This is a genomic window from Bradyrhizobium sp. URHC0002, from assembly GCF_054059515.1.
This window is the reverse complement of the sequence record NZ_JBSSCF010000001.1, coordinates 5,057,724-5,077,153: the sequence shown is the minus strand read 5'-3', so window position 1 is coordinate 5,077,153 and position 19,430 is coordinate 5,057,724. Positions and strand designations below refer to the sequence as shown.

At 63.3% G+C, this 19,430-nt stretch carries 18 protein-coding genes and 1 pseudogene; 5 read left to right on the top strand and 14 right to left on the bottom strand.

Annotation, left to right across the window (positions count from 1 at the left end; all coding sequences use genetic code 11):
- Window positions 1–85: 85 nt before the first annotated feature.
- The 4 genes from clpA to ACVWVY_RS24655 form a co-directional block, all read right to left on the bottom strand.
- Window positions 86–2,497, bottom strand: coding sequence for an ATP-dependent Clp protease ATP-binding subunit ClpA (clpA, locus tag ACVWVY_RS24670; RefSeq protein WP_456628803.1), 2,412 nt, complete (start codon window positions 2,495–2,497; stop codon window positions 86–88).
- 243 nt (window positions 2,498–2,740) lie between these two features.
- Complete coding sequence (gene clpS, locus ACVWVY_RS24665) at window positions 2,741–3,073, bottom strand: ATP-dependent Clp protease adapter ClpS (RefSeq protein WP_057840943.1); 333 nt, start codon at window positions 3,071–3,073, stop codon at window positions 2,741–2,743.
- 355 nt (window positions 3,074–3,428) lie between these two features.
- Window positions 3,429–3,692, bottom strand: coding sequence for a hypothetical protein (locus ACVWVY_RS24660; protein WP_456628802.1), 264 nt, complete (start codon window positions 3,690–3,692; stop codon window positions 3,429–3,431).
- Window positions 3,693–3,737: 45 nt separating this feature from the next.
- Window positions 3,738–4,076 carry a phasin family protein gene (locus ACVWVY_RS24655; RefSeq protein ID WP_456632302.1) on the bottom strand — a complete coding sequence of 113 codons (339 nt, stop codon included), beginning with the start codon at window positions 4,074–4,076 and terminating at the stop codon, window positions 3,738–3,740.
- Between the two features lie 401 nt (window positions 4,077–4,477).
- On the opposite strand from ACVWVY_RS24655, the gene ACVWVY_RS24650 reads away from it, so the two are divergent.
- Window positions 4,478–6,334: a serine hydrolase gene (locus ACVWVY_RS24650; RefSeq protein WP_456628801.1), complete on the top strand. Its 1,857-nt coding sequence runs from the start codon at window positions 4,478–4,480 to the stop codon at window positions 6,332–6,334.
- Between the two features lie 376 nt (window positions 6,335–6,710).
- On the opposite strand, the gene ACVWVY_RS24645 is transcribed toward ACVWVY_RS24650, so the two are convergent.
- The 4 genes and pseudogenes from ACVWVY_RS24645 to ACVWVY_RS24630 all read right to left on the bottom strand — a co-directional run bounded on the left by ACVWVY_RS24645 (window position 6,711) and on the right by ACVWVY_RS24630 (window position 10,305).
- Entirely contained in the window at window positions 6,711–7,436 is a 726-nt protein-coding gene (locus tag ACVWVY_RS24645) for a DnaJ domain-containing protein (protein ID WP_456628800.1), read from the bottom strand.
- Window positions 7,437–7,503: 67 nt separating this feature from the next.
- Window positions 7,504–8,268, bottom strand: coding sequence for a VWA domain-containing protein (locus ACVWVY_RS24640; RefSeq protein ID WP_456628799.1), 765 nt, complete (start codon window positions 8,266–8,268; stop codon window positions 7,504–7,506).
- 104 nt (window positions 8,269–8,372) lie between these two features.
- On the bottom strand, window positions 8,373–9,269 hold the full coding sequence (locus ACVWVY_RS24635; protein WP_456628798.1) for an alpha/beta fold hydrolase: 897 nt from the start codon (window positions 9,267–9,269) through the stop codon (window positions 8,373–8,375).
- 321 nt (window positions 9,270–9,590) lie between these two features.
- Window positions 9,591–10,305, bottom strand: a pseudogene (locus tag ACVWVY_RS24630) (helix-turn-helix transcriptional regulator).
- A 180-nt stretch (window positions 10,306–10,485) separates the two neighbouring features.
- On the opposite strand from ACVWVY_RS24630, the gene ACVWVY_RS24625 reads away from it, so the two are divergent.
- Window positions 10,486–11,568 (top strand): zinc-binding dehydrogenase, encoded by a 1,083-nt coding sequence (locus tag ACVWVY_RS24625; protein WP_456628797.1) that lies wholly within the window; start codon window positions 10,486–10,488, stop codon window positions 11,566–11,568.
- Between the two features lie 35 nt (window positions 11,569–11,603).
- On the opposite strand, the gene ACVWVY_RS24620 is transcribed toward ACVWVY_RS24625, so the two are convergent.
- Window positions 11,604–12,539 carry a division plane positioning ATPase MipZ gene (locus ACVWVY_RS24620; RefSeq protein ID WP_456628796.1) on the bottom strand — a complete coding sequence of 312 codons (936 nt, stop codon included), beginning with the start codon at window positions 12,537–12,539 and terminating at the stop codon, window positions 11,604–11,606.
- Window positions 12,540–12,811: 272 nt separating this feature from the next.
- Here ACVWVY_RS24620 and panC point away from each other — a divergent pair, with 272 nt between their 5' ends.
- Window positions 12,812–13,663, top strand: coding sequence for a pantoate--beta-alanine ligase (panC, locus tag ACVWVY_RS24615; RefSeq protein ID WP_456628795.1), 852 nt, complete (start codon window positions 12,812–12,814; stop codon window positions 13,661–13,663).
- A 94-nt stretch (window positions 13,664–13,757) separates the two neighbouring features.
- Entirely contained in the window at window positions 13,758–14,516 is a 759-nt protein-coding gene (locus tag ACVWVY_RS24610) for a hypothetical protein (RefSeq protein WP_456628794.1), read from the top strand.
- 51 nt (window positions 14,517–14,567) lie between these two features.
- Here the strand turns inward: ACVWVY_RS24610 and ACVWVY_RS24605 are convergent, their stop codons facing one another.
- From ACVWVY_RS24605 to ACVWVY_RS24590, 4 genes are all read right to left on the bottom strand, one after another.
- Window positions 14,568–15,008, bottom strand: a complete 441-nt coding sequence (locus ACVWVY_RS24605; protein WP_456628793.1) for a DUF1489 family protein — start codon at window positions 15,006–15,008, stop codon at window positions 14,568–14,570.
- A 40-nt stretch (window positions 15,009–15,048) separates the two neighbouring features.
- The gene (locus ACVWVY_RS24600) at window positions 15,049–16,038 is read right to left on the bottom strand and encodes a hypothetical protein (RefSeq protein WP_456628792.1); all 990 of its coding nucleotides are present in this window, start codon (window positions 16,036–16,038) and stop codon (window positions 15,049–15,051) included.
- 152 nt (window positions 16,039–16,190) lie between these two features.
- A complete protein-coding gene (locus tag ACVWVY_RS24595) occupies window positions 16,191–16,394 on the bottom strand; it encodes a hypothetical protein (protein ID WP_108517906.1) in 204 nt (67 codons plus the stop codon).
- A gap of 291 nt (window positions 16,395–16,685) precedes the next feature.
- Window positions 16,686–17,342, bottom strand: coding sequence for a glutathione S-transferase family protein (locus tag ACVWVY_RS24590; protein ID WP_456628791.1), 657 nt, complete (start codon window positions 17,340–17,342; stop codon window positions 16,686–16,688).
- Between the two features lie 102 nt (window positions 17,343–17,444).
- On the opposite strand from ACVWVY_RS24590, the gene ACVWVY_RS24585 reads away from it, so the two are divergent.
- Complete coding sequence (locus ACVWVY_RS24585; protein WP_456628790.1) at window positions 17,445–18,122, top strand: DUF599 domain-containing protein; 678 nt, start codon at window positions 17,445–17,447, stop codon at window positions 18,120–18,122.
- A 449-nt stretch (window positions 18,123–18,571) separates the two neighbouring features.
- Here the strand turns inward: ACVWVY_RS24585 and ACVWVY_RS24580 are convergent, their stop codons facing one another.
- Window positions 18,572–19,060, bottom strand: a complete 489-nt coding sequence (locus ACVWVY_RS24580) for a hypothetical protein (protein ID WP_456628789.1) — start codon at window positions 19,058–19,060, stop codon at window positions 18,572–18,574.
- Between the last annotated feature and the right edge of the window lie 370 nt (window positions 19,061–19,430).

The following is a 19,430-nucleotide window of genomic DNA, read 5'->3' as shown; positions in this document are numbered from 1 at the left end:
CGCAGCAAAGCGCCCTGCGCCCGGCAAAAAGCCGGCGGTCTCGCGACGCGCCGGCTTTGCAACTCGAACTCGCTTTATCCGCCGATCAAGCCTTGACCAGCGGTCCCCGCGAGGCTGGCCCCTTGGAGCCTCCGCCTCCGTTGGGCCCGCCCGGTTTCGGCTTGCGCTTGCGGGCACCAGGCAGCTTTTCCGGCTTCGGCGTGACCGGTCCCTCGACGAACTCGAAACCGATCTTGTCCTTGCCGTCAGCGCTTGCCTCGTCCTTGACCAGCACGACGCGGACATGGCCTCCGCCCTTGAGGTGACCAAACAGCACCTCGTCCGCCAACGGCTTCTTGATGTGCTCCTGGATCACGCGCGCCATCGGACGCGCGCCCATCTGCTCGTCGTAACCATGTTCGATCAGCCAGGCCTTGGCGGGTTCCGACAGCTCGATGGTGACGTCGCGGTCGGCGAGCTGCGCCTCGAGCTGGAGGACGAACTTCTCCACCACCATGCCGATGACGTCGGCATTGAGATGGGCGAACGAGACGATCGCATCCAGCCGGTTGCGGAATTCCGGCGCGAACTGGCGGTTGATTGCCTCGTGGTCGTCGCCTTCCCGCCTGTTGCGCGTGAAGCCGAAGGCCTGCCGCGCGAGGTCGGCGGCGCCCGCATTCGTGGTCATGATCAGGATCACGTTGCGGAAATTGACCTGCTTGCCGTTGTGGTCGGTCAGCCGGCCGTGATCCATGATCTGCAGCAGCACGTTGTAGAGATCCGGATGCGCCTTTTCGATTTCGTCGAGCAGCACCACGCAATGCGGATGCTGGTCCACGCCGTCGGTCAACAGTCCGCCCTGGTCGAAGCCGACATAGCCGGGAGGCGCGCCGATCAGGCGCGACACGGTGTGCCGCTCCATGTATTCGGACATGTCGAAGCGAAGCAGCTCGACGCCAAGCGAGGCCGCAAGCTGTTTTGCGACTTCGGTCTTGCCGACGCCGGTCGGACCCGAGAACAGATAGGAGCCGATCGGCTTCTCCGGCTCACGCAAGCCGGCGCGCGCCAGCTTGATCGACGCCGACAGCGACTCGATCGCCTTGTCCTGGCCGAACACCACGCGCTTCAGGGTCTGCTCGAGATGCTTGAGCACCTCGGCATCATCCTTCGACACGCTCTTGGGCGGAATCCGCGCCATGGTCGCGATCGTGGTCTCGATTTCCTTGATGCCGATGGTCTTCTTCCGCCGGTTCTCGGCGACCAGCATCTGGGCCGCGCCCGACTCGTCGATCACGTCGATCGCCTTGTCCGGCAGCTTGCGGTCGTGGATGTAGCGCGACGACAATTGCACCGCCGCCTCGATCGCCTCGTTGGTGTATTTCAGCCGATGGTAATCCTCGAAATAGGGTTTGAGGCCCTTGAGGATCGCGATCGCGTCTTCCACCGTCGGTTCGTTGACGTCGATCTTCTGGAACCGGCGCACCAGCGCGCGGTCCTTCTCGAAATGCTGACGGTATTCCTTGTACGTCGTCGACCCCATGCAGCGGATCGTGCCGGACGCCAGCGCCGGCTTGAGCAGGTTGGACGCGTCCATCGCGCCGCCGGAGGTGGCACCGGCGCCGATCACGGTGTGGATCTCATCGATGAACAGGATGGCGTTCGGATGCGCCTCCAGTTCCTTCAAAACCTGTTTCAGCCGCTCCTCGAAATCGCCGCGGTAGCGCGTGCCCGCGAGCAGCGTGCCCATGTCGAGCGAGAACACGGTGGCAGCGGCCAGCACTTCCGGTACTTCGGAATCGACGATGCGCTTGGCGAGCCCTTCCGCGATCGCGGTCTTGCCGACGCCGGCTTCGCCCACGAACAGCGGATTGTTTTTCTGGCGGCGGCACAGCACCTGGATCGCGCGGTTGATCTCGGAATTGCGTCCGATCACCGGATCGATCTTGCCGTCACGCGCCTTCTTGTTGAGGTTGACGCAATAGGTCTCGAGCGCCTCGCCCTTCTTCTTGGCGTCCTCGGTGCCCTTGGTCTCGGTCTCCTCGTCGACGCCGCGCACCGGGCGCGCTTCGGAGACGCCCGGCCGCTTGGCGATGCCGTGGCTGATATAGTTGACCGCGTCGTACCGCGTCATGTCCTGCTCCTGCAGGAAATAGGCGGCATGGCTTTCGCGCTCCGCGAAGATCGCGATCAGCACGTTGGCCCCGGTAACTTCTTCACGCCCCGAGGACTGGACGTGAATCACCGCGCGCTGAATCACGCGCTGGAAGCCTGCGGTCGGCTTGGCGTCGTCGGCGCCGTCAGTCACCAGATTTTCGAATTCGGTCTCGAGATAGTTGACGAGGCTCGTGCGCAGCTTGTCGAGATCGACGCTGCAGGCACGCATCACGGCCGCCGCATCCGAGTCATCGATCAGCGACAGCAGAAGATGTTCGAGCGTCGCGTATTGATGATGCCGCTCGTTCGCAATCGCCAGCGCACGATGCAGGGATTGTTCAAGGCTTTGGGAAAAAGTTGGCATTCGCGTCCTCTATGGCCCCCGCTCATCATGATCGCCATTACCCGGTCAGGCAACAACAACCTTCGTCATTACTTGTCATATAGTTACGCACGATCGTGGCGAAAGACCGGTTCCGGAAAGTTGGTTTTCCTCTAAATTCACGCACCCTTCCCCCGAAAAACTACCGGGAATACGATCGGCTTCGTCAACGCAGTCAATGCAAGACCCGTTCCCGTCTCCGGCCGGGTCGAGAGCCATGCGCGGCTATTTCTTTTCCATCACGCATTGCAGGGGATGCTGGTGCTTGCGCGCGAAATCCATCACCTGCGTGACCTTGGTCTCGGCAATCTCGTAGGTAAACACGCCGCACTCACCGATCCCGTGGTGATGGACATGGAGCATGATCTTGGTGGCCGCTTCGGCATCCTTCTGGAAGAATTTCTCCAGCACATGAACGACGAACTCCATCGGCGTGTAGTCGTCGTTCAGAATGAGGACGCGATACAGGTTCGGCCGCTTGGTCTTCGGCTTGACCTTGGTGATGACCGACGTCGACGGCCCGCTGGTTCCGGCGTTGCGGTTCTCGTCATTGCCCATTCGGGGAGCAGAAGCGGACGACTTTGCCGGCACGGACGGAAAAGCTTTGAAGGTTGATTGCAACATGGCCCAGGCGTTCGAAATAAAAAAGGAGTGACCGGAGCGCATCCTGGCCCGTTCGCGATCGGCTCTGGCGTGAGCCGCCGCGAAGTACCCAGCAACGCTTTTCCAGATCGCCGCTCCCGGTCCGACCCGTTGGCCGGATCGGCACCTGGAATATGGGTCCGCCGCCGGATCGCCGCAAGCCATTGACACTGCCCCGGCGCGACCCGCGACCGACCCGATTCCCGGCTCGGCTATCCGGGCCAAGGTTAATCGCTTATGCCGGATTTGACAAAGGACCGCGACTGTCCGTTTAGCCGCAGGATGGAGGGAGCTTCGGTGGTCGGGTACGGCGATGCGCGGGCTTTGACCTGTTTTTGGCGGAACCGGTTTCGCCAGTTCCCAACCAGATCTTGTCGGTGTTCAGTTCGATCGGGCAGCCGCCGGCCAGGCTGCGCGTCGCGAAATAACCGTCGTGGCGCGCCAGGAATTCGAGCGCCAAGAGAAACGACGAGAGAAACGACGAGAGAAACGGCAAAAAACGTCGAGAAAAAACCTCAAGAAAAAGCCCGGCCACAACGGCCGGGCTTTTTTATTATCGAAGTATCAGATCGCGAACGAATTAGCGCGCGGCCGGGTTGAACTTCGAGACCAGGCCCTCGTAGGGCTTGAAGGTCTGCTTGGCGAGATCGGTGTAGAGACCCGCGATCTTCTGCGATTCCGCGACGAAGGTCTCGTAGGAAGAGCGCGCGAATTCGGTCTGCGCTTCGATCGCCTTGTCCAGCGACTTCACGCCGGAGAGCTTTTCAACGAACGATTTGGTGTCTTCGAACGACTTCTTGGCGTAATCGCCATAGGCGGTTGCGATCGCCTGAACGCCGCTCTGCACGTTGCTCGCGGAAGCGGCAACCGAATCAAGATGCTCTTTGCCGTAGTTCTGAATGTCTTCAACCTTGACCATCATGGAGTCCTTTCCCAGACTGCAGGTGTAAACTGATTGCCGGGAGGTCCCGGCCCCCTGACCACCATCCATATATGTGCACCGCACAATAAAGTCAAGAAATATTGTGCGACGCACAAATGTGGCGAATTCGCACAAAAAACGTGGGTCTTACGCAACGGTTAATTAATCTTTTGGAAACCCGCTCCGCCTAACCTGATTCCTGGACTTGTTCGCCTTCCGATAGACAGCTTGAAAGCTGTTTGTGAACAGCATCTTAGCTAGAACAGCGACCTGATCGGCCAAGCCGGCCGCGCGTAATGGCCGGATCGGTACTCCGAACGGGGGAGCGTCAGCGGTTGGCGGGCACAATTTTGCCTCACGAGCCGGTGATCAAGACAGAAATTGGGACGGGGAAGTAAATGCTTCGTACAACCTTGGCTTCCTCGCGCGCTTTGCGCGTGTGCGCCCTCGGGCTCATTACGTTCACAACCGTAATCCTAATCTCGAGCGAGAGCGCCGAAGCGCGCCGCTACAAGCATCGTCGACACCACCACAACGTCGTGCGGGAAAGCTACAACCCGCAGTTCTCCTCCATCATCGTCGACGGCAATTCAGGCGCGGTGCTCAGCTCCAACAATCCCGACGGCATCCGGCGCCCGGCGTCGCTGACCAAGATCATGACGCTTTATCTGCTGTTCGAACGCCTCGACGCCGGCAAGATGAAGCTGGACACCGAGATGAACGTCTCCGAGCACGCCTCCGAACAGGCGCCGACCAAGCTCGGCCTCAAGCCCGGCCAGACGCTCAAGGTCGAGGACGCCATCAAGGGCCTGGTGACGCGTTCCGCCAACGACGCCGCCGTCGTGATCGCGGAGGCCATTGCCGGCGATGAAGACGAATTCGCCAAGCTGATGACGCGCAAGGCGCGCTCGCTCGGCATGAGCAAGACCACCTACCGCAATGCCTCCGGCCTGCCCAACGACGAGCAACTGACCACGGCACGCGACCAGGCAACGCTGGGACGCGCGATCCAGGATCGCTATCCGCGTTATTACCGCTACTTCGCCACCACCGTGTTCAATTATCGCGGCCAGTCGATCCGCAACCACAATCGCCTGCTCGGCAATGTCGAAGGCGTCGATGGCATCAAGACCGGCTACACCCGCGCTTCCGGCTTCAACCTCGTGAGCTCGATGCGCCGCGGCAACCGCCACATCGTCGGCGTGGTGCTGGGCGGCCGCAGCGGCGGTTCGCGTGACGCCACCATGCGCAACCTGCTGGCCGAGAACCTGGAGAAAGGCGCGACCAAGCGTACCGTGGCCGCGATCGCCGAGCGTAATCCCGCCGACGGCTCTGTCGATGTGGCCGAGGCCGAGACCGCTTCGCGTCCGGCAGAAACGGCTCAGTCCGCGAGCGTCCTCGCCGCCGCCGAACCGGGGCTCGCAGCCATGCCCGTGACCCGCTCGATCGCTCCGGCGAAGCCGTCGCTGATGGCGGCGGCCGCCGCTGCCCTGCCTCCCGCGCCCGCCAAGGTCGAACAGAACAAATTCGAGCAGCAAGCCAGGCCCGAGCCTGCGCCGTTGACCAACGGCGTCATCCAGACCCAGCAGATTTCCGCGATCCCCGGCTCGGCTGAGCCGATGAAGCCGGTCAAGGTCAAGACGGTTCAGGTCAAGGCCGGGCCGATGAAACTGGCATCTGCCGGCCCCTCACAGCCGGCGGCTCCGCCGATCACCAACGCCGTCGCTGCCCGCCCCGAAGTCGCCGAGACCTCCAGCGCCGTTGTCGCAAACGCCGCCGAGGCCAAGGCCGAGGCCGCCAAGGAAGCCCTCAGGGCAGCCATGCCACAGCAGCCGGCCGGCCACGGCACCGGGAACGGCGTGCTCGGCGTGCTACCCGCTTCCAGCCTGGCACCGGCGCACACCTCGCACGCGCAGACGCTGGCCTATGCCGAACCGGCGCCCCGTGCCCAGCCGCAGGCCGCACAACAGAACGACGCCGTCAAGCCGGCCGCACCGGCGGTGGTTCGCACCGGCTGGATCGTCCAGGTCGGCGCACTCGAAAGCGAAAGCGAAGCCAAGCAGCGGATCGACCTCGCCCGCACCAAGGCCAGCGCGCTGCTCAGCAAGGCCGATCCCTTTACTGAAACAACCGTGTCCAAGGACAATCGCACGCTATACCGCGCCCGCTTCGCGGGTCTCGATCGCGATTCTGCCGAAGCGGTCTGCCGCACGCTCAAGCGCGCCGACATTTCCTGCATGACCGTTCGCAACTGATCCGGATTTCCGTTGAAGTTCGCAAAGCCGGCGCAGCAAGCGCCGGCTTTGTTGTTTTCCAGGCATCTTCAAGCGAGGCCTGCCGCGAACTTGATCCCGGGTGGGTCCGTTTTCATGAAGCAACCGAAATATAGGAGCAACGGCTCTGACCCGTCAGAACCGTGCCTCCTGGAGCACAGTTGTGGAGGACAGTTGCAGCGGCAATCGCGCGGTGGCGGTAATCGACCGAACGAAAACTTCTCGTCAAGAATTTGCGGTTAAGTTTCCCTGCAATGAATGATCGACCACGCCGGACAACGGCGGGCGATGTGGGGCGTTAGTCAGAGAACAGAAGCAACTCTCGGTTTGTAGCGTCGGTGGCGTGAGCCGGAGTTAGCTAAAGATGCGTGCGAAGAAGGGTATCCTTGGCCTCGTTTACACGGGCAGCGAGGTACGTCGAGCCCCCCTGGTCGGGATGCAGTTTCTTCATCAGGGCGCGGTGCGCCCGGCTGATGTCGTCACGCCCCGCCCCCGGCTGCAGGCCAAGGATCTGATAGGCCTCCTCGTCCGTCATTTTTCCGCTCGGCGCCGTACGGCGCTGCCCCCCTGCCGCGTCGCCTTGCGCGTTCTGACGCCAAGCGGGAAACCGGCGGTCAAGATAGCTTTCAAGTAAGGCAACGCTCTCGGCGTCGAAGGCCGCTATCATCGCGATCAACTGCGGCAGGTCGAATTCGTCGAGCGAGCGCCCGGCATTCGGCCCGTCGACGATCTGGCCCGACAATTCGCCCGTGTCGTGATCGAGGCGCATGTCGAGAAACTGCGAACGCACGCGCGAAGCCTGTCCCGCCGAGCGCTGCGCCCCGCCGCCGAAGAGCCCCCCGATATTGCTGAAGCCACCCGGCCCGAACGGCGACCAGCCGAGCAGGCCCGCGCCGAAGATGCCGAGCGGGATGGCAACCGCAAGCTCGCCGCGCAGCCCGGTGAAGGCCGCGACGGCCAACGCCGTCACGCCGCCCACGATCTTGATCCCGCGAGCGAGCACGACCGGGTTCGCTGCACGAAACATCTGCAGCAGCAAGTAGAGAAGGACAACGGCGACGACGCCGGCAATCAGGGTTGGCATGGCTCTAATATAGCGGCACCGGCGCCGAAAAGCATGGTGCCCGGCCCGGTGGCAACCAAAGTCGTAATCACTTCATCTGGCCGATCAGCGCGGCCGCACCGCTTGCGGTTTTCGACAGCGCCAACAGCGCCTCGCGTCCACCGGCGGCATACGCTGCGGCGGCGCGCAGGAGCTCGCGCAACTGCGCCGCGGCCCCTGGATCGAACCTGCACCACGCGCCGCCGGTGAGCCGCGCAATCTCGCGGAAGGCCTGTTCGGCTGTGGCGTCGTGGCCTTCCTGAAACATGAACACCGGCACCTTGAGAAGGCCGAGCTCGCCGGCCTTGGCGCAGAGATCGTCGACCGCCTCCTCCATCGCGTCGCCGACAAACACCACGGCGCGGACCCCGGAAGCCACCGCCTCGCGGCGTGCCTCCGACAGCACCTTGCCGATCTGGGTGTTGCCGCCCTGGCAATCGATCTTGCCCATCAACCTTGCGAGTTGCGCAGAATCGGAAATCCAGCCCGTGGCGCGGCATTCGTTGAAGCCGCGGTAATAGACCAGCCTTATATCGAGGCTGCCGAGCGAAGCCGCCTCGCGAAACATGTCGGCCTGCAGCGCGCAGGCCATGTCCCAGGTCGGCTGCCGGCTCATGGTGGCGTCGAGCGCAAACACCAGCCTTCCCTTGGCGCCCGGTCGGTGCGGCGACATCGCGCGCGCTTTCGCCACGAAGGCTGCGATATCGTCCGATGCCGACGGCTTGGCATCTGGCAACGGACCGCCCTTGCGCGTCTCGGCCGTCGCCGAAGCAACGTCGCCTGCCGATTTCGGTTTGATGGGTTCGCCGGCCATGAGCGCTCGCAGGTAAGCAGCAAGCTCTATGTGGTAGGAAGCCCTTCCCCGGTCAATGCGCCGGGTGGTGACGAAACCGCGAACGCAGGACGACCGCCGGCCGCCTAGTTCGTAGCCTGCTTGTTGGGCACCGGATTGCTGGCCAACGGGACGGACAGCGGCACCGGTCCGGGGCTTGCGGTCAGAATGTCGGGCACCTTGGTCGACACCGGCTTCAACGCGCCGCTCTTGTCGGACTCGTCGAGGAACTTGTCGAGCATCGACTGGATCGAGGATTTGGCTGCGTCAGGCCCGGTGTCGCGCATGTCGTTATGCTGGAAGCCGGTGTTCACGACCGTGATCCCGGCCTGCTCGCACTGCTCGTCGTCGGGCACGACGCCTGGATCGGGCTTGAAATTCGTATCCTTGGAGCGGAACGACAGGATCTTGAACTTGCCGTCGGTCAGGAACGGCACGCGCAGATTGTCCAGCGTCACGACCTTCTTGATTTCGTCGGGATACTCCTTCGCGAAATACATCGAAATGTCGCCGCCCATCGAATGGCCGACCATCGTCACCTTCTCATAGTCGGCGTTGGGCTGAAGCTTCTTCATTTCGTTGATGGCGAAATGGATGTTGGCCACGCCACGCTGAATCTGCGGCAGACGGCCGACATAGGGCTCGCCGACCTTGGTCACCATCGGCGGATCGGTCGGCAGGTCATGCTGCGGGCTGATCGCGAGATATCCGCGCCAGGCGAAGACGGTAGACAAGAACGAGTACTCGGTGTGCTTGACGGTGTTGCCGTGATTGAGGATTGCAACCGGAAGCTTGATCAAGCCGGCGTTGGCCTGCGTTTCCTTATCGCGGCGAACGGCGACACGTACGGCGACAAGACGATTGTCGCGATCGGGATCGTGCAACACGATCGTCTCATGCCGGATCGCCCACTTGTTCGCGGTGACATACGCGACAGCGAACAGCACTGAGAGTGAAAGCAGAACGAGAATTCCACGTTTCATTTTCGTCTTCGTCCTCGCGCCCCGTTAAGGGCCATCCCTGTTCTGGAACTCTTTCGGTCCCATCTTGATGATATATGTCACGATGGCGTGACATAAAGGCCAAATGTTGTGTATCAGCCGCCTGATCGTTGTGCGGTGCAACTATCTATTGTGCAGCCGCTCAATCCCCACAAATTCGACCCGTTCTCTCTTATGACGCCTCCCATCAACCTTTGGTTCGAGGGCAAGATAAAAGTCTAATGAAAACGTGGTAATGTCGGACTGGTTCCCGGGAACCCGCGCGGCCTTCAGGTGCAGAAATACCGACAGCGTCTCCGAGGCTTAGACCGCGGTGTAAATAACGAGCTTCAAGGCCGGGTCGTCATTGGCCTGAAAGCTCGCATATTCCAGCTTGAGCCGGCCCTTCTTGGGATGGATCAAGGATTTTCGTCCTGCCGCCACGCCGCTGACGTCGTGGGCCTCCCACCAGCCTGCGAATTCGGGACAGCCTTCGCGCAGGCGCGCCAGCAGGTCGCGAAAAGCGGGATCACCGGCCCACAGGTCATGTGTCGCGCGAAACTGGGCGACGATGCGTCTGGCCTCATCCGCCCATGATGCGCCGAACAAGCGCCGCGTCGCGGGGTTGGTCAGCACCGACAGCAGGCTGTTGCGATCGACTTCTGCCAGCCGGCTGAACGCAAAGATTTCTTCCGCGGCCGCATTCCAGGCGAGAATGTCCCAGCGCCGTCCGGTGACATAGGCCGGCAGGTTGAGCTGTTCGATCGTGCGCCGGATCGCGGGCGGAACGGTCTCGCGAACGAAGGGGCGCCGGGCGGTATTTTGCGTCAGCTCCGCCAGATGCCGGTGTTCGGCTTTGGTCAGCCGCCAACGCGCGCGCCAATGCGTCGATCGTCGCAGCCGAAGGGCTGACGGATCGTCCCTGCTCGAGGCGGATGTACCAGTCGACGCCGATGCCGGCGAGTTCGGCTACCTCTTCCCGCCGCAGGCCGGGCGTACGCCGCCGCCGGCCCACCGGCAGGCCGACCGCTTTCGGCATCAGCTTCTGCCGCCGCGACCGCAGGAAGTCGCCGAGTTCGTTTTGCCTCGAATTCGTGCCTGACACCGCCACGCGCACCGTGCCTGAAAGAGAGGGTCTGCTAGTCCTAGGATAATACCAGGTCTTGTTGGGATCTTGAAGGCCCGCGAGAATGCGGCTTCATCGAAATGAGGAGCCCCCATGAAGGCTGCCGTCCTGAATGCATTCGGATCGCCGCTTGCGATCGAGACCGTCCCCGACCCGCTTCTTGGCACCGGCGAGGTCGTTGTCGAGGTCGCGGCGAGCCGCGTGCTCGCCTACGCCAACGAGGTGCTCAGCGGAGAACGAAAATACCTCCTGGAATTGCCCATGGTGCCCGGCCCCGGCGCGATCGGTCGCATCCGCGCCACCGGCCCCGATGCGACGCGGCTTCGTCCCGGCGCTTGGGTCTATTGCGATCCGACCGTGCGCTCCCGCGACAATGCGCTATCGCCCGACATCGCCCTGCAAGGCCTCACCGCGGGCAGCGAGGGAGGCTTGCGCCTGCAACGATATTTCCATGACGGCGCCTGGGCCGAACAGATGCGGCTGCCGACCGAAAACGCCATTCCGATCGGCGATATCGACGAGAAGGACGCAAGCCGCTGGTGCGCGCTCGGTACACTGCTCGTACCTTATGGCGGGTTCCTCGCCGCGCATCTGCAAGCCGGAGAGATAGCGCTGGTCAATGGCGCCACCGGCAGCTTCGGCAGCGCGGCCGTCGCCGTCGCGTTGGGGATGGGCGCGCAGTGCGTCGTCGCGACCGGGCGGAATGAGCAAGCGCTGAGTGAACTGGCGCGGCGGTTCGGCGCCCGCGTCCGGACCGTGCCGATGCGCGGCCACGAGGCCGACGATCGTGCGCGCATCCTGCAGGCGGCGCCCGGCCCGATCGACTGCGTGCTCGACATCCTCCCGCCTGCGGCCAATGCCGTGCAGGTGCGGACCGCCGTCATGGCGGTGCGGCCCTACGGACAGGTGGTGCTGATGGGCGGCGTCGGCATGCTCGGCGGCGCCGGCCTCGACCTGCCCTACCCCTGGATGATGCGAAACTGCATCACGCTCCGCGGGCAATGGATGTACCCGCCGCACGCGGCTACCTTGATGGCCGGCCTGATCCGCTCAGGCCTGGTCGACCTCGATCATTTCATGATCACGGCCTTCGGTCTCGACCGCGCCAACGAAGCGGTCGCGCATGCCGCCGCCAATAGCGGTCCTTTCAAAATGACGGTGATAGAGCCGCGATAGGCCAAGGCGCTGATCAAGGCTCAGGCGTTCGAGGCTCAGGCGCTGATGATGTCGCCGATGATGTCGTGGATTTCGAGCGGCTTGTCGACCTGGGTGAACCATTCGGCACGGTTGGCGGCGCGGCGGCGGCCGCGCTCGTCGAGCGGCAGCTTGAGCTGGCGCAACAGGCTGGTCACTTCCTCCCGCGCCGTGACATGGCCCATGCTCGGCCGGGTTCCCAGCGTCGCCTCGTCGAGGTCGTCGAGCGCGGTCAGTCCACGGGGGAAGAATTCGCGGTAGACGACCCGCTCGGCAAATCCATCGATCGAACGGAAGCCGAGCCGCAGCGAAAGGTCCTTCAGGCTGTCGGCGACCAGTTGCTTGTTGCGCGAGCCGATCATCGACAGGCGGTTGCGCACCACGATCCAGTCGGTGGTAGCGCCGTCGATCTGGCGGCGCTTGCGCCTGACGTCGCGCACCATCTCCGCATAGTGGCTCTCGCCGGTCACGGAATAGGTCGCGGGATCGACGGTTCCGAGTACGTCGAAATCGAGGAAGCTGTCGTTGATCGGGGTCACCAGCGTGTCGGCCATCGAATGCGCCAGACGCATCAGATAGGAGTCGGAACCCGGCGTATCGATGACGATGAAATCGAAGGCGCGCTCGATCGCGCTCACCGCCTCCATGAACTGCTGGAACTCGGAATTTTCATTGTCGGCGATCTGCATCGTCTCGCCGAGCTTGACGCAGTAGTGCACGGGAATTTCGAGGTCGAGACCGGTGCGGCGCGCCCACGCGCTCCGGTTGGCGATGTAGCGGGTAAAACTCTGCTGGCGGCAGTCGAGATCGATGGTGGCGACACGCTGTCCGGCCTTCATCAGGGCAACCGCGATATGCAGCGCGGAGGTGGATTTTCCCGACCCGCCCTTCTCGTTGCCCAGCACGACGACATGCGCCGAACCGAATTGACCCTGACTCGCCTGAACCAACATGATTCAACCCCCGCACGATATCTTCAAATCACGCGCGGCTGCGCGTCAAGTGAAATGCGCGACGACGCATTCAATTCGCTCGCGGCGTGTCTTTAATGATGAATCCTGACGGTTGCGATGTCGCTTCCGGACTCGCATTAGCTGCCGCAGGCACGCCATATCCAAGCAAACTTGGCGGCAATGCTCCGGCCTTATAAGGTCAGCGCGCCCGCCGAAAGGCTCGGGGCCGCCGGCCCCTCATCCCATCAGAAGCTGCAAGAGATCGAGGCCAGATGTCGCGAAGTCCCATGGTTGTCCGTACCGTTCCCGCCTTGCGCCGCGCCGTCGAGGCCTTGCGCAGCCGAAAGGCCGCCGTCGCATTGGTGCCGACCATGGGAGCGCTCCATGACGGACATGTGTCGCTGGTGCGGCTCGCCCGACGCCGGGCGCAAAAAGTCATCGTTTCGATCTTCGTCAACCCGACCCAGTTCGCGCCGACCGAGGATTTCGGTTCGTACCCGCGCACCTGGAAAGCCGACGTCGCCAAACTCGCCGCCGAAAAGGTCGACCTGATCTGGAATCCCGACGTCAAGGCGATGTACCCGGACGGTTTCGCCACCCGTATCGTGCCGGAAGGTCCGGCCACCGCCGGGCTTGAGGATCGTTTCCGGCCGCATTTCTTCGGCGGCGTCGCCACCGTGGTCGGCAAGCTGTTCACCCAATGCCGGCCGGATGTGGCGATCTTCGGCGAGAAGGATTTTCAGCAATTGCGGGTGGTGACGCGGATGGCCGCCGATCTCGACCTCGGCGTCAAGGTGATCGGCTCGCGCACCGTGCGGGAACGCGACGGGCTGGCGATGTCCTCACGCAACGTCTACCTCTCGCCGGAGGAACGACAGACGGCGCCGACGCTCTACCGCGCCATGAAGGAATGCGCCAAGCGGCTGAAGGCCGGCGAGGAATTCAACACCGCGATGGAAGCTGGCCGCGAACTGATCGGCGCCGCCGGTTTCGCGCTGGACTATTTCGAGGCACGGCACGCCGAGACGCTGGCGCCGGTCGCCTCGATGAAGGACGGGCCGGTGCGGATCCTCGTCGCCGCAAAACTGGGCACGACGCGCCTGATTGACAATATCGGGGTTTAGGCCGCCCGATTGTGCTCCCTTGCGCCAGCCAAATACTCGGTCGAATATCGTCCGGGGATTTCCAGCAAGGTTCGCCAAGGTCGCCAAGGTCGCTATGTCTTTACGCGCTGCCATCTTCGGAGCCTTGATCGGCCTCATCTCGGCCGGTTGCGCGCGAGCCCAGGATCCGCACCGGCCGGCGGTCGGCGGCATCGGTTCGCCGGTCAATGCCATGATCTTTTATGTTGCGCATGGTGCGGACGGCGCCTGCGGGAAAGGCTGTTCCGAATGGATCGCCGCCGAAGGCACCGTTCAGTGGGACACCCACAAGCGGCTGATCGCGATCCTCGACCGCCAGGCCGGACGCAAGCTTCCCATGATCATCCATGCCTGGGGCGATTCCAATCTCAACGTCGCCGCCAGCCTCGGACGTATCCTGCGCGACCACGGCATCGACACATCAGCGGGGACGACCGACGCCGAGGCCTGCCATGGAAAAAACGAGACGGAATGTTTCGCGATCAAGCGTCCGGGCGGGCCGCTCGATGCCAAGGTGACCCTGACGGACACCCGCTGCGATCTCGCCTGCGTGCTGACGCTGGCCGGCGGCGTGCACCGAACCCTCCCCGCCGGCACCAAAATGGTCCTGAGCGGCATGTCGATCCGCAACCGGCTGGCGCCCAATGTCTCGGAAGAACGGCGTCAAGGCCTGACCGCCCTGTTTGGCGATCAGTTGCGCCGCTACCTCAAGGACATGGGTGTCGAGCCTGAACTCCTCGACATCGTCGACCGAAATCCCGAAGACAAGCGCCCGATCGAAATGCCGCCATCCGAATGGCTTCGTTTGCACATCGTCACGTCAGCGGCGATGTAGCCGGCACGAGAGCGGACGCTTTTTCGCGGCAGGCCACTGCCTGTACGACAATTAGAGCAGCCCCAGATCGCGCAATTCGCGCCGCATCGGTTCCGGCATCGCGGCCACGCTGGCGGCCGAGGATTTGGTAAGATCCGGCGGCGCGGCGTCCTCGGCGAGGTAGCGCCAGCCCTGGAACGGACGCATCGGCCGCGGCGAGACCGCAAACACCTTGGGCTGCATCACCAGGCGGCACCGCCCGATACCGTCCTTGTCGCGAAACGGCTCGATCGCGATGATCTTTTCGCGGGCGGCGATTTCGCCCTTGATCACCCAATAGAGTGAGCCGCCGGCCAGCAGCTCGCCGTCGCGCTTTGGTGTCATCCGCGTCACGTGGACGTGACGAAGCGGCAGGCCCTTTTTCTTGGCGGTTGCCATGCGTTCGGCAACCCAGCCCTTGAGTTCCTTGACTGACTCGCAGCCGACGGCAAGCTTGATGAGATGAAGCGGCATGATCCCGCCGATGTAGCGGCCCGTGCGCGCTTTGAAAAGATCACTCGTTGTTATCAGCTGTGGGCGCCGAACCCGACGGCGCGAGCTGGACCGGCGCTCCGTTGGACGGCCGCTTCGCCGCCGGCGCCGGCGTCGGCGGCTTCTTGGTGGCGGCCTGTGTCTGCGGCGATGCCGGCGGTGTCGCCGCGGCCGGACGCGGCGCGGCCGGCGATGCCGGCGCAGTCGCAGCTGACGACGACGGCTTCGGCGCGGCGCCTAACGGCGGCTCGGGCGTCATGATGTTGACCGGCGGGGTGGACGCCGAGGTCGGGAATTCGGCATTGGTGGGCCTGCCCGTGGGGACCGACGGCGGCAGCGCCGCGATCATGCCTGAAGCGGCCTGCGGTGCGTTCCATGACGGCGCGTAGCGCATGATCAGGCCTTCATAGACGCGGTCTTCCATATTGGTCGCAATCTGGCGCGTCTCGGTCAGCGAGCGGAACGCGCGGCAGGCCGACGGCGTGCAACGGTCCCGCGCCGTCAGCACATAGGCCATCAACCCATAACGGTCGCGCTCGACGGCGCGGCGCAGCGCCAGCAAGTCGGAGCCGCCCCCCTTGTTCGCGGTGGCGACATCTCCGAGCGAGGTCAGCAGCGTGATCTGCGAGGCGGCGTAGGCCACGGCCGCAGCCACCGACTCGGCCGAACCGAACAGCGTCTTTTCGCACGCAGCGAGGACCACATCGCCGGCCAGCTCGTCAATGCAGGAAAGCTGCGGCAGCGGCGCGGTAACCGTCTGAACCGCACGCGCCTCCGTCGACTGAACCACGTTTGCCGTGCTGCTGAAACCACCGAAGGTCGCCGCCCCGGCGACCCCGACGCCGAGCAGCGTGATCAGCGCAAGCACGCCGTTGGCCACCGATCTCTCCGAGCGCAGCAGCGTGATCAGAACGATGATGCCGACAAAACAGGCCGTGGCCAGCGTCAGGTACAACGGAATGTTTGGCGAGCGCCAGATTTGATCCAGCGAAGCAGCCCAGGCCCAGTTCATGCGCAGTGTCCCTTAACGCAGCATCAAACGCGATCGAACGACGAATGCGTCTTTGTCGCATTCGCTTTTCGGCAGAATGGTTCTGCGAACGGGGCCTTTTTGACGACGATCGAAGTGGAACTTCGTCAGCCGACTGCTTGCACACAACTGTTTCAGGAGATCGCGAGCTGGCTTTCCTTGGCGACCCGTTCGAAAGCTTCGGTCGAGCTTTTGATACGATACTGACAATCATCGCCATCTGTCGGGAGCAGCCGGATCACCTCATAGGTGCCGCTGGCGGCCGGACGGGCAACGTTACTGGCAGTAAAATAGACAGTCTCTCCAACGGAGTACTTATGCTTCAACGCCCTCTCCATCACGCAAGAACGCCGGCCGCGCTCACGGTCCCGCTAGCTTTCGGCCGACTTGAGAACCCTGCGGCAACCTAGCACAGCGGACCGCCCAAAAGCCAGCAACATCGAGGCATGGCAAACACGCAAATTCCGCATGTTTTTCAGGGCGATAAGCGGAAATTCTTGCGGTTCCCGGGAATCCAGTTGCCCGGCATGGAGGCAGATTTTCCCAAAATCGGACACCCGGTTATAATTTATCCAATGGTGCGGGGGTGCCCTGGTGCCGCCGCCCGACCATCGGTCCCGCACCCGAAATCAGACCGTCTCGAACCGTTCGATGACGAGCGTCTCGGCCAGGCCGGCACGCGTCCATTCCTGGAACGCCGGCAACGACATCATCGCCTCGTAATAAGCCCGTGCCTCGCCCTTCACTTCGATCGCATAGGTACGAAAGCGATGCACCACCGGCGCGTACATCGCGTCCGCGCCGCCGAACGTGCCGAACAGGAACGGTCCTTCCTTGCCGTAACGGCTGGCGCAATCGGCCCAGATTTCCTGAACGCGCGCCACATTGGCGCGTGCATCATCCGACAGATCGACCGCGCCGACCGGACGATGCAGGTTCATGCCGCATTCATTGCGCAGCGGCATGAAGCCCGAATGCATTTCCGCTGAAATCGACCGCGCATGCGCCCGGCGGGCACGGTCTTCCGGCCACAGTCGGCTTTGCGGGTATTTCTCGGCGAGATACTCGATGATCGAAAGCGAATCCCACACCGTGACGTCGCCATCGATCAGCGCCGGCACCTTGCCCGCGCGGGAAAAGCCGAGAATCCGGTCCTTGTCCGCCTTGTCATTGGTATAGAGCGGGATGAACACTTCCTCGAACGGAATTTCATTGGCACGCAGCGCCAGCCACGGCCGCATCGACCATGACGAATAGTTCTTGTTACCGATGACCAGTTTCAACATTTGCGGGGGAAATCCTGTTGCGCTCCTGATCTTGCCATAGTGCACCGCACGCGTTCAACCTGTACATCACGATGTCATAGCCACCATCGGGGATCTCGCCACATGGGCGCCTATTGGGTCGATATCGCCGCCGTCACGTTCTTCGTCGTGGAATGGCTGGTCTACGGCTTTACGCTCGAGCACACGGCCTATGGCCGCGACAGCCTGTCGGCGCGCATGAACCGCTATCGCGAGGTATGGGTACGCAACATGCTCGATCGCGAGGCGCGGATGGTCGACATGCAGATCATGGCCTCGCTGCAGAACGGCACCGCTTTCTTCGCCTCCACCAGCCTGATCGCGATCGGCGGCGGGCTGGCGCTGCTGCGGGCGACCAACGATGCCCTGGCCGTGCTGCGCGAACTGCCGGTCGATCTCACCCCCTCGCCCGCCCTGTGGGAAATCAAATGCGTCGGGCTGATCCTGATCTTCATCTATGCTTTCTTCAAATTCGCCTGGTCGTACCGCCTGTTCAACTATGTAGCGATCCTGCTCGGTGCGATGCCGCCGGCGTCGAAGCGCGACACGGCGGAAGCCGAAGCCCATGTGATGCGCACGACACGCTTGTTCGAGGCGGCGGGCCGGCATTTCAACCGCGGCCAGCGCGCGTTCTTCTTCGCGCTCGGCTATCTCGGCTGGTTCGTCAGCCCCTGGGTATTGCTGGCGACAACCGCGCTCGTCGTCATCGTGACCTGGCGGCGACAGTTCGCCTCGAACGCGTGGCTGGCGATGGGGAATTAGGAGTGGTTTCAAAATTCAGATGGTGGCCCCGACAAGCAAGAAAGCGGCACCAAGCGCGGCCAACGCAAGACCGGGCCAGCTCGATTTGAGCCCGAAGCCCCCAGCCGGTCTTTCAGGTTCGAGGGTGTCGCTGGGTTGTCCGGCGCGAAATCGCCTTCTGCCGCTTAGCCGGCCACGCCAGATTGGCTGAAACACCATCTACAACACCCCGCCGAAAACAAGAAGCACACCAAGCCATATCAGTGTCATGCTCGTCTCCCGCCAGTGAATGGACCGCGAGAACTGGCTAGCGTCCGGAGTTCGACTGCCCTTTGGGTCGATTGCGTTTAACGTCCGGCCAACGGTCTCGGGCCATATCGTTCCTTATTAGCCGTTTCGCCCGGCCGGAGCTCCAATTTGCCTCAAGAGCGCGACCTTCCCCTCTTCCTTTAGCGCCGTGAGTTCGCGCGCTAGGACGCCGAAAAATCCTGCGGCGTGAAGCTGAGATCGATCACCTTCCATTCGCCGTAGCGGTCCACCGGCAGCATGGCATAGGGCTGGCAAGCCTGCAGCGCGCGGATCGCGCCCTGCATCAGCAAGGGTCCCTTCATCGAGGCGCTGGCCTCGATCAGGATCGGCTCGGCGGCGAGCCTGCCGTCCGGGGTCATCAACACGCGCAGCTTGACCTTGACGTCGTCGGCGCCCGACAGCGCGGCCGGCAGTTTCGAGCAGGTTTTGAGGTGCCGCCGGAATTCCGCGATCAGCGTGCTCGCGATATCGGCGGCGTCGGTCGCCGGCCCATCGAAATTGTCGTCGCCCTTGTTGCGGGCCTGCGCGGGTGCCGGCGGCAGCGGCGCGAGGTCGGGCGGCAGGCCGAGCAACACCTGGTACTTGATCGAGACATCCGGCTCGGCCGGTTTGTAGGCAGGCGCCGCCGGTTGCGATGGCGGCGGTGCCACCTGCTGCGATGGCGGCGGCTGGGCCGCGTGCGGCGTGGCGAGCGCAGCCTGCTTCTGCGGCCGCGCGGCAGGCGCCAGGCGGTGCCGCCGTGGCCTCCGCAGGCTTGTCGAGCAGGGAGAAATCGGGCTGGGGTTCCGACTTGGTTTCGGCAGGCTTGTTTTCGGCAGGCGGCTCGTCGGGAGGCACTTGCTTCTCGGCAAGCTCTTGCGGGGTCACGATCTCGACGGGGATCTGCTCGGCCGTCACTGCGCCGAACGGATGCACCTCGGAAAACAGCAGCACCAGCGTCAGCAGCGACACATGCACGATCGCCGACGCCGTGATGTCAGTGGGTATGATCCGCCGCAGGTCCATCACATCAGGACGAGT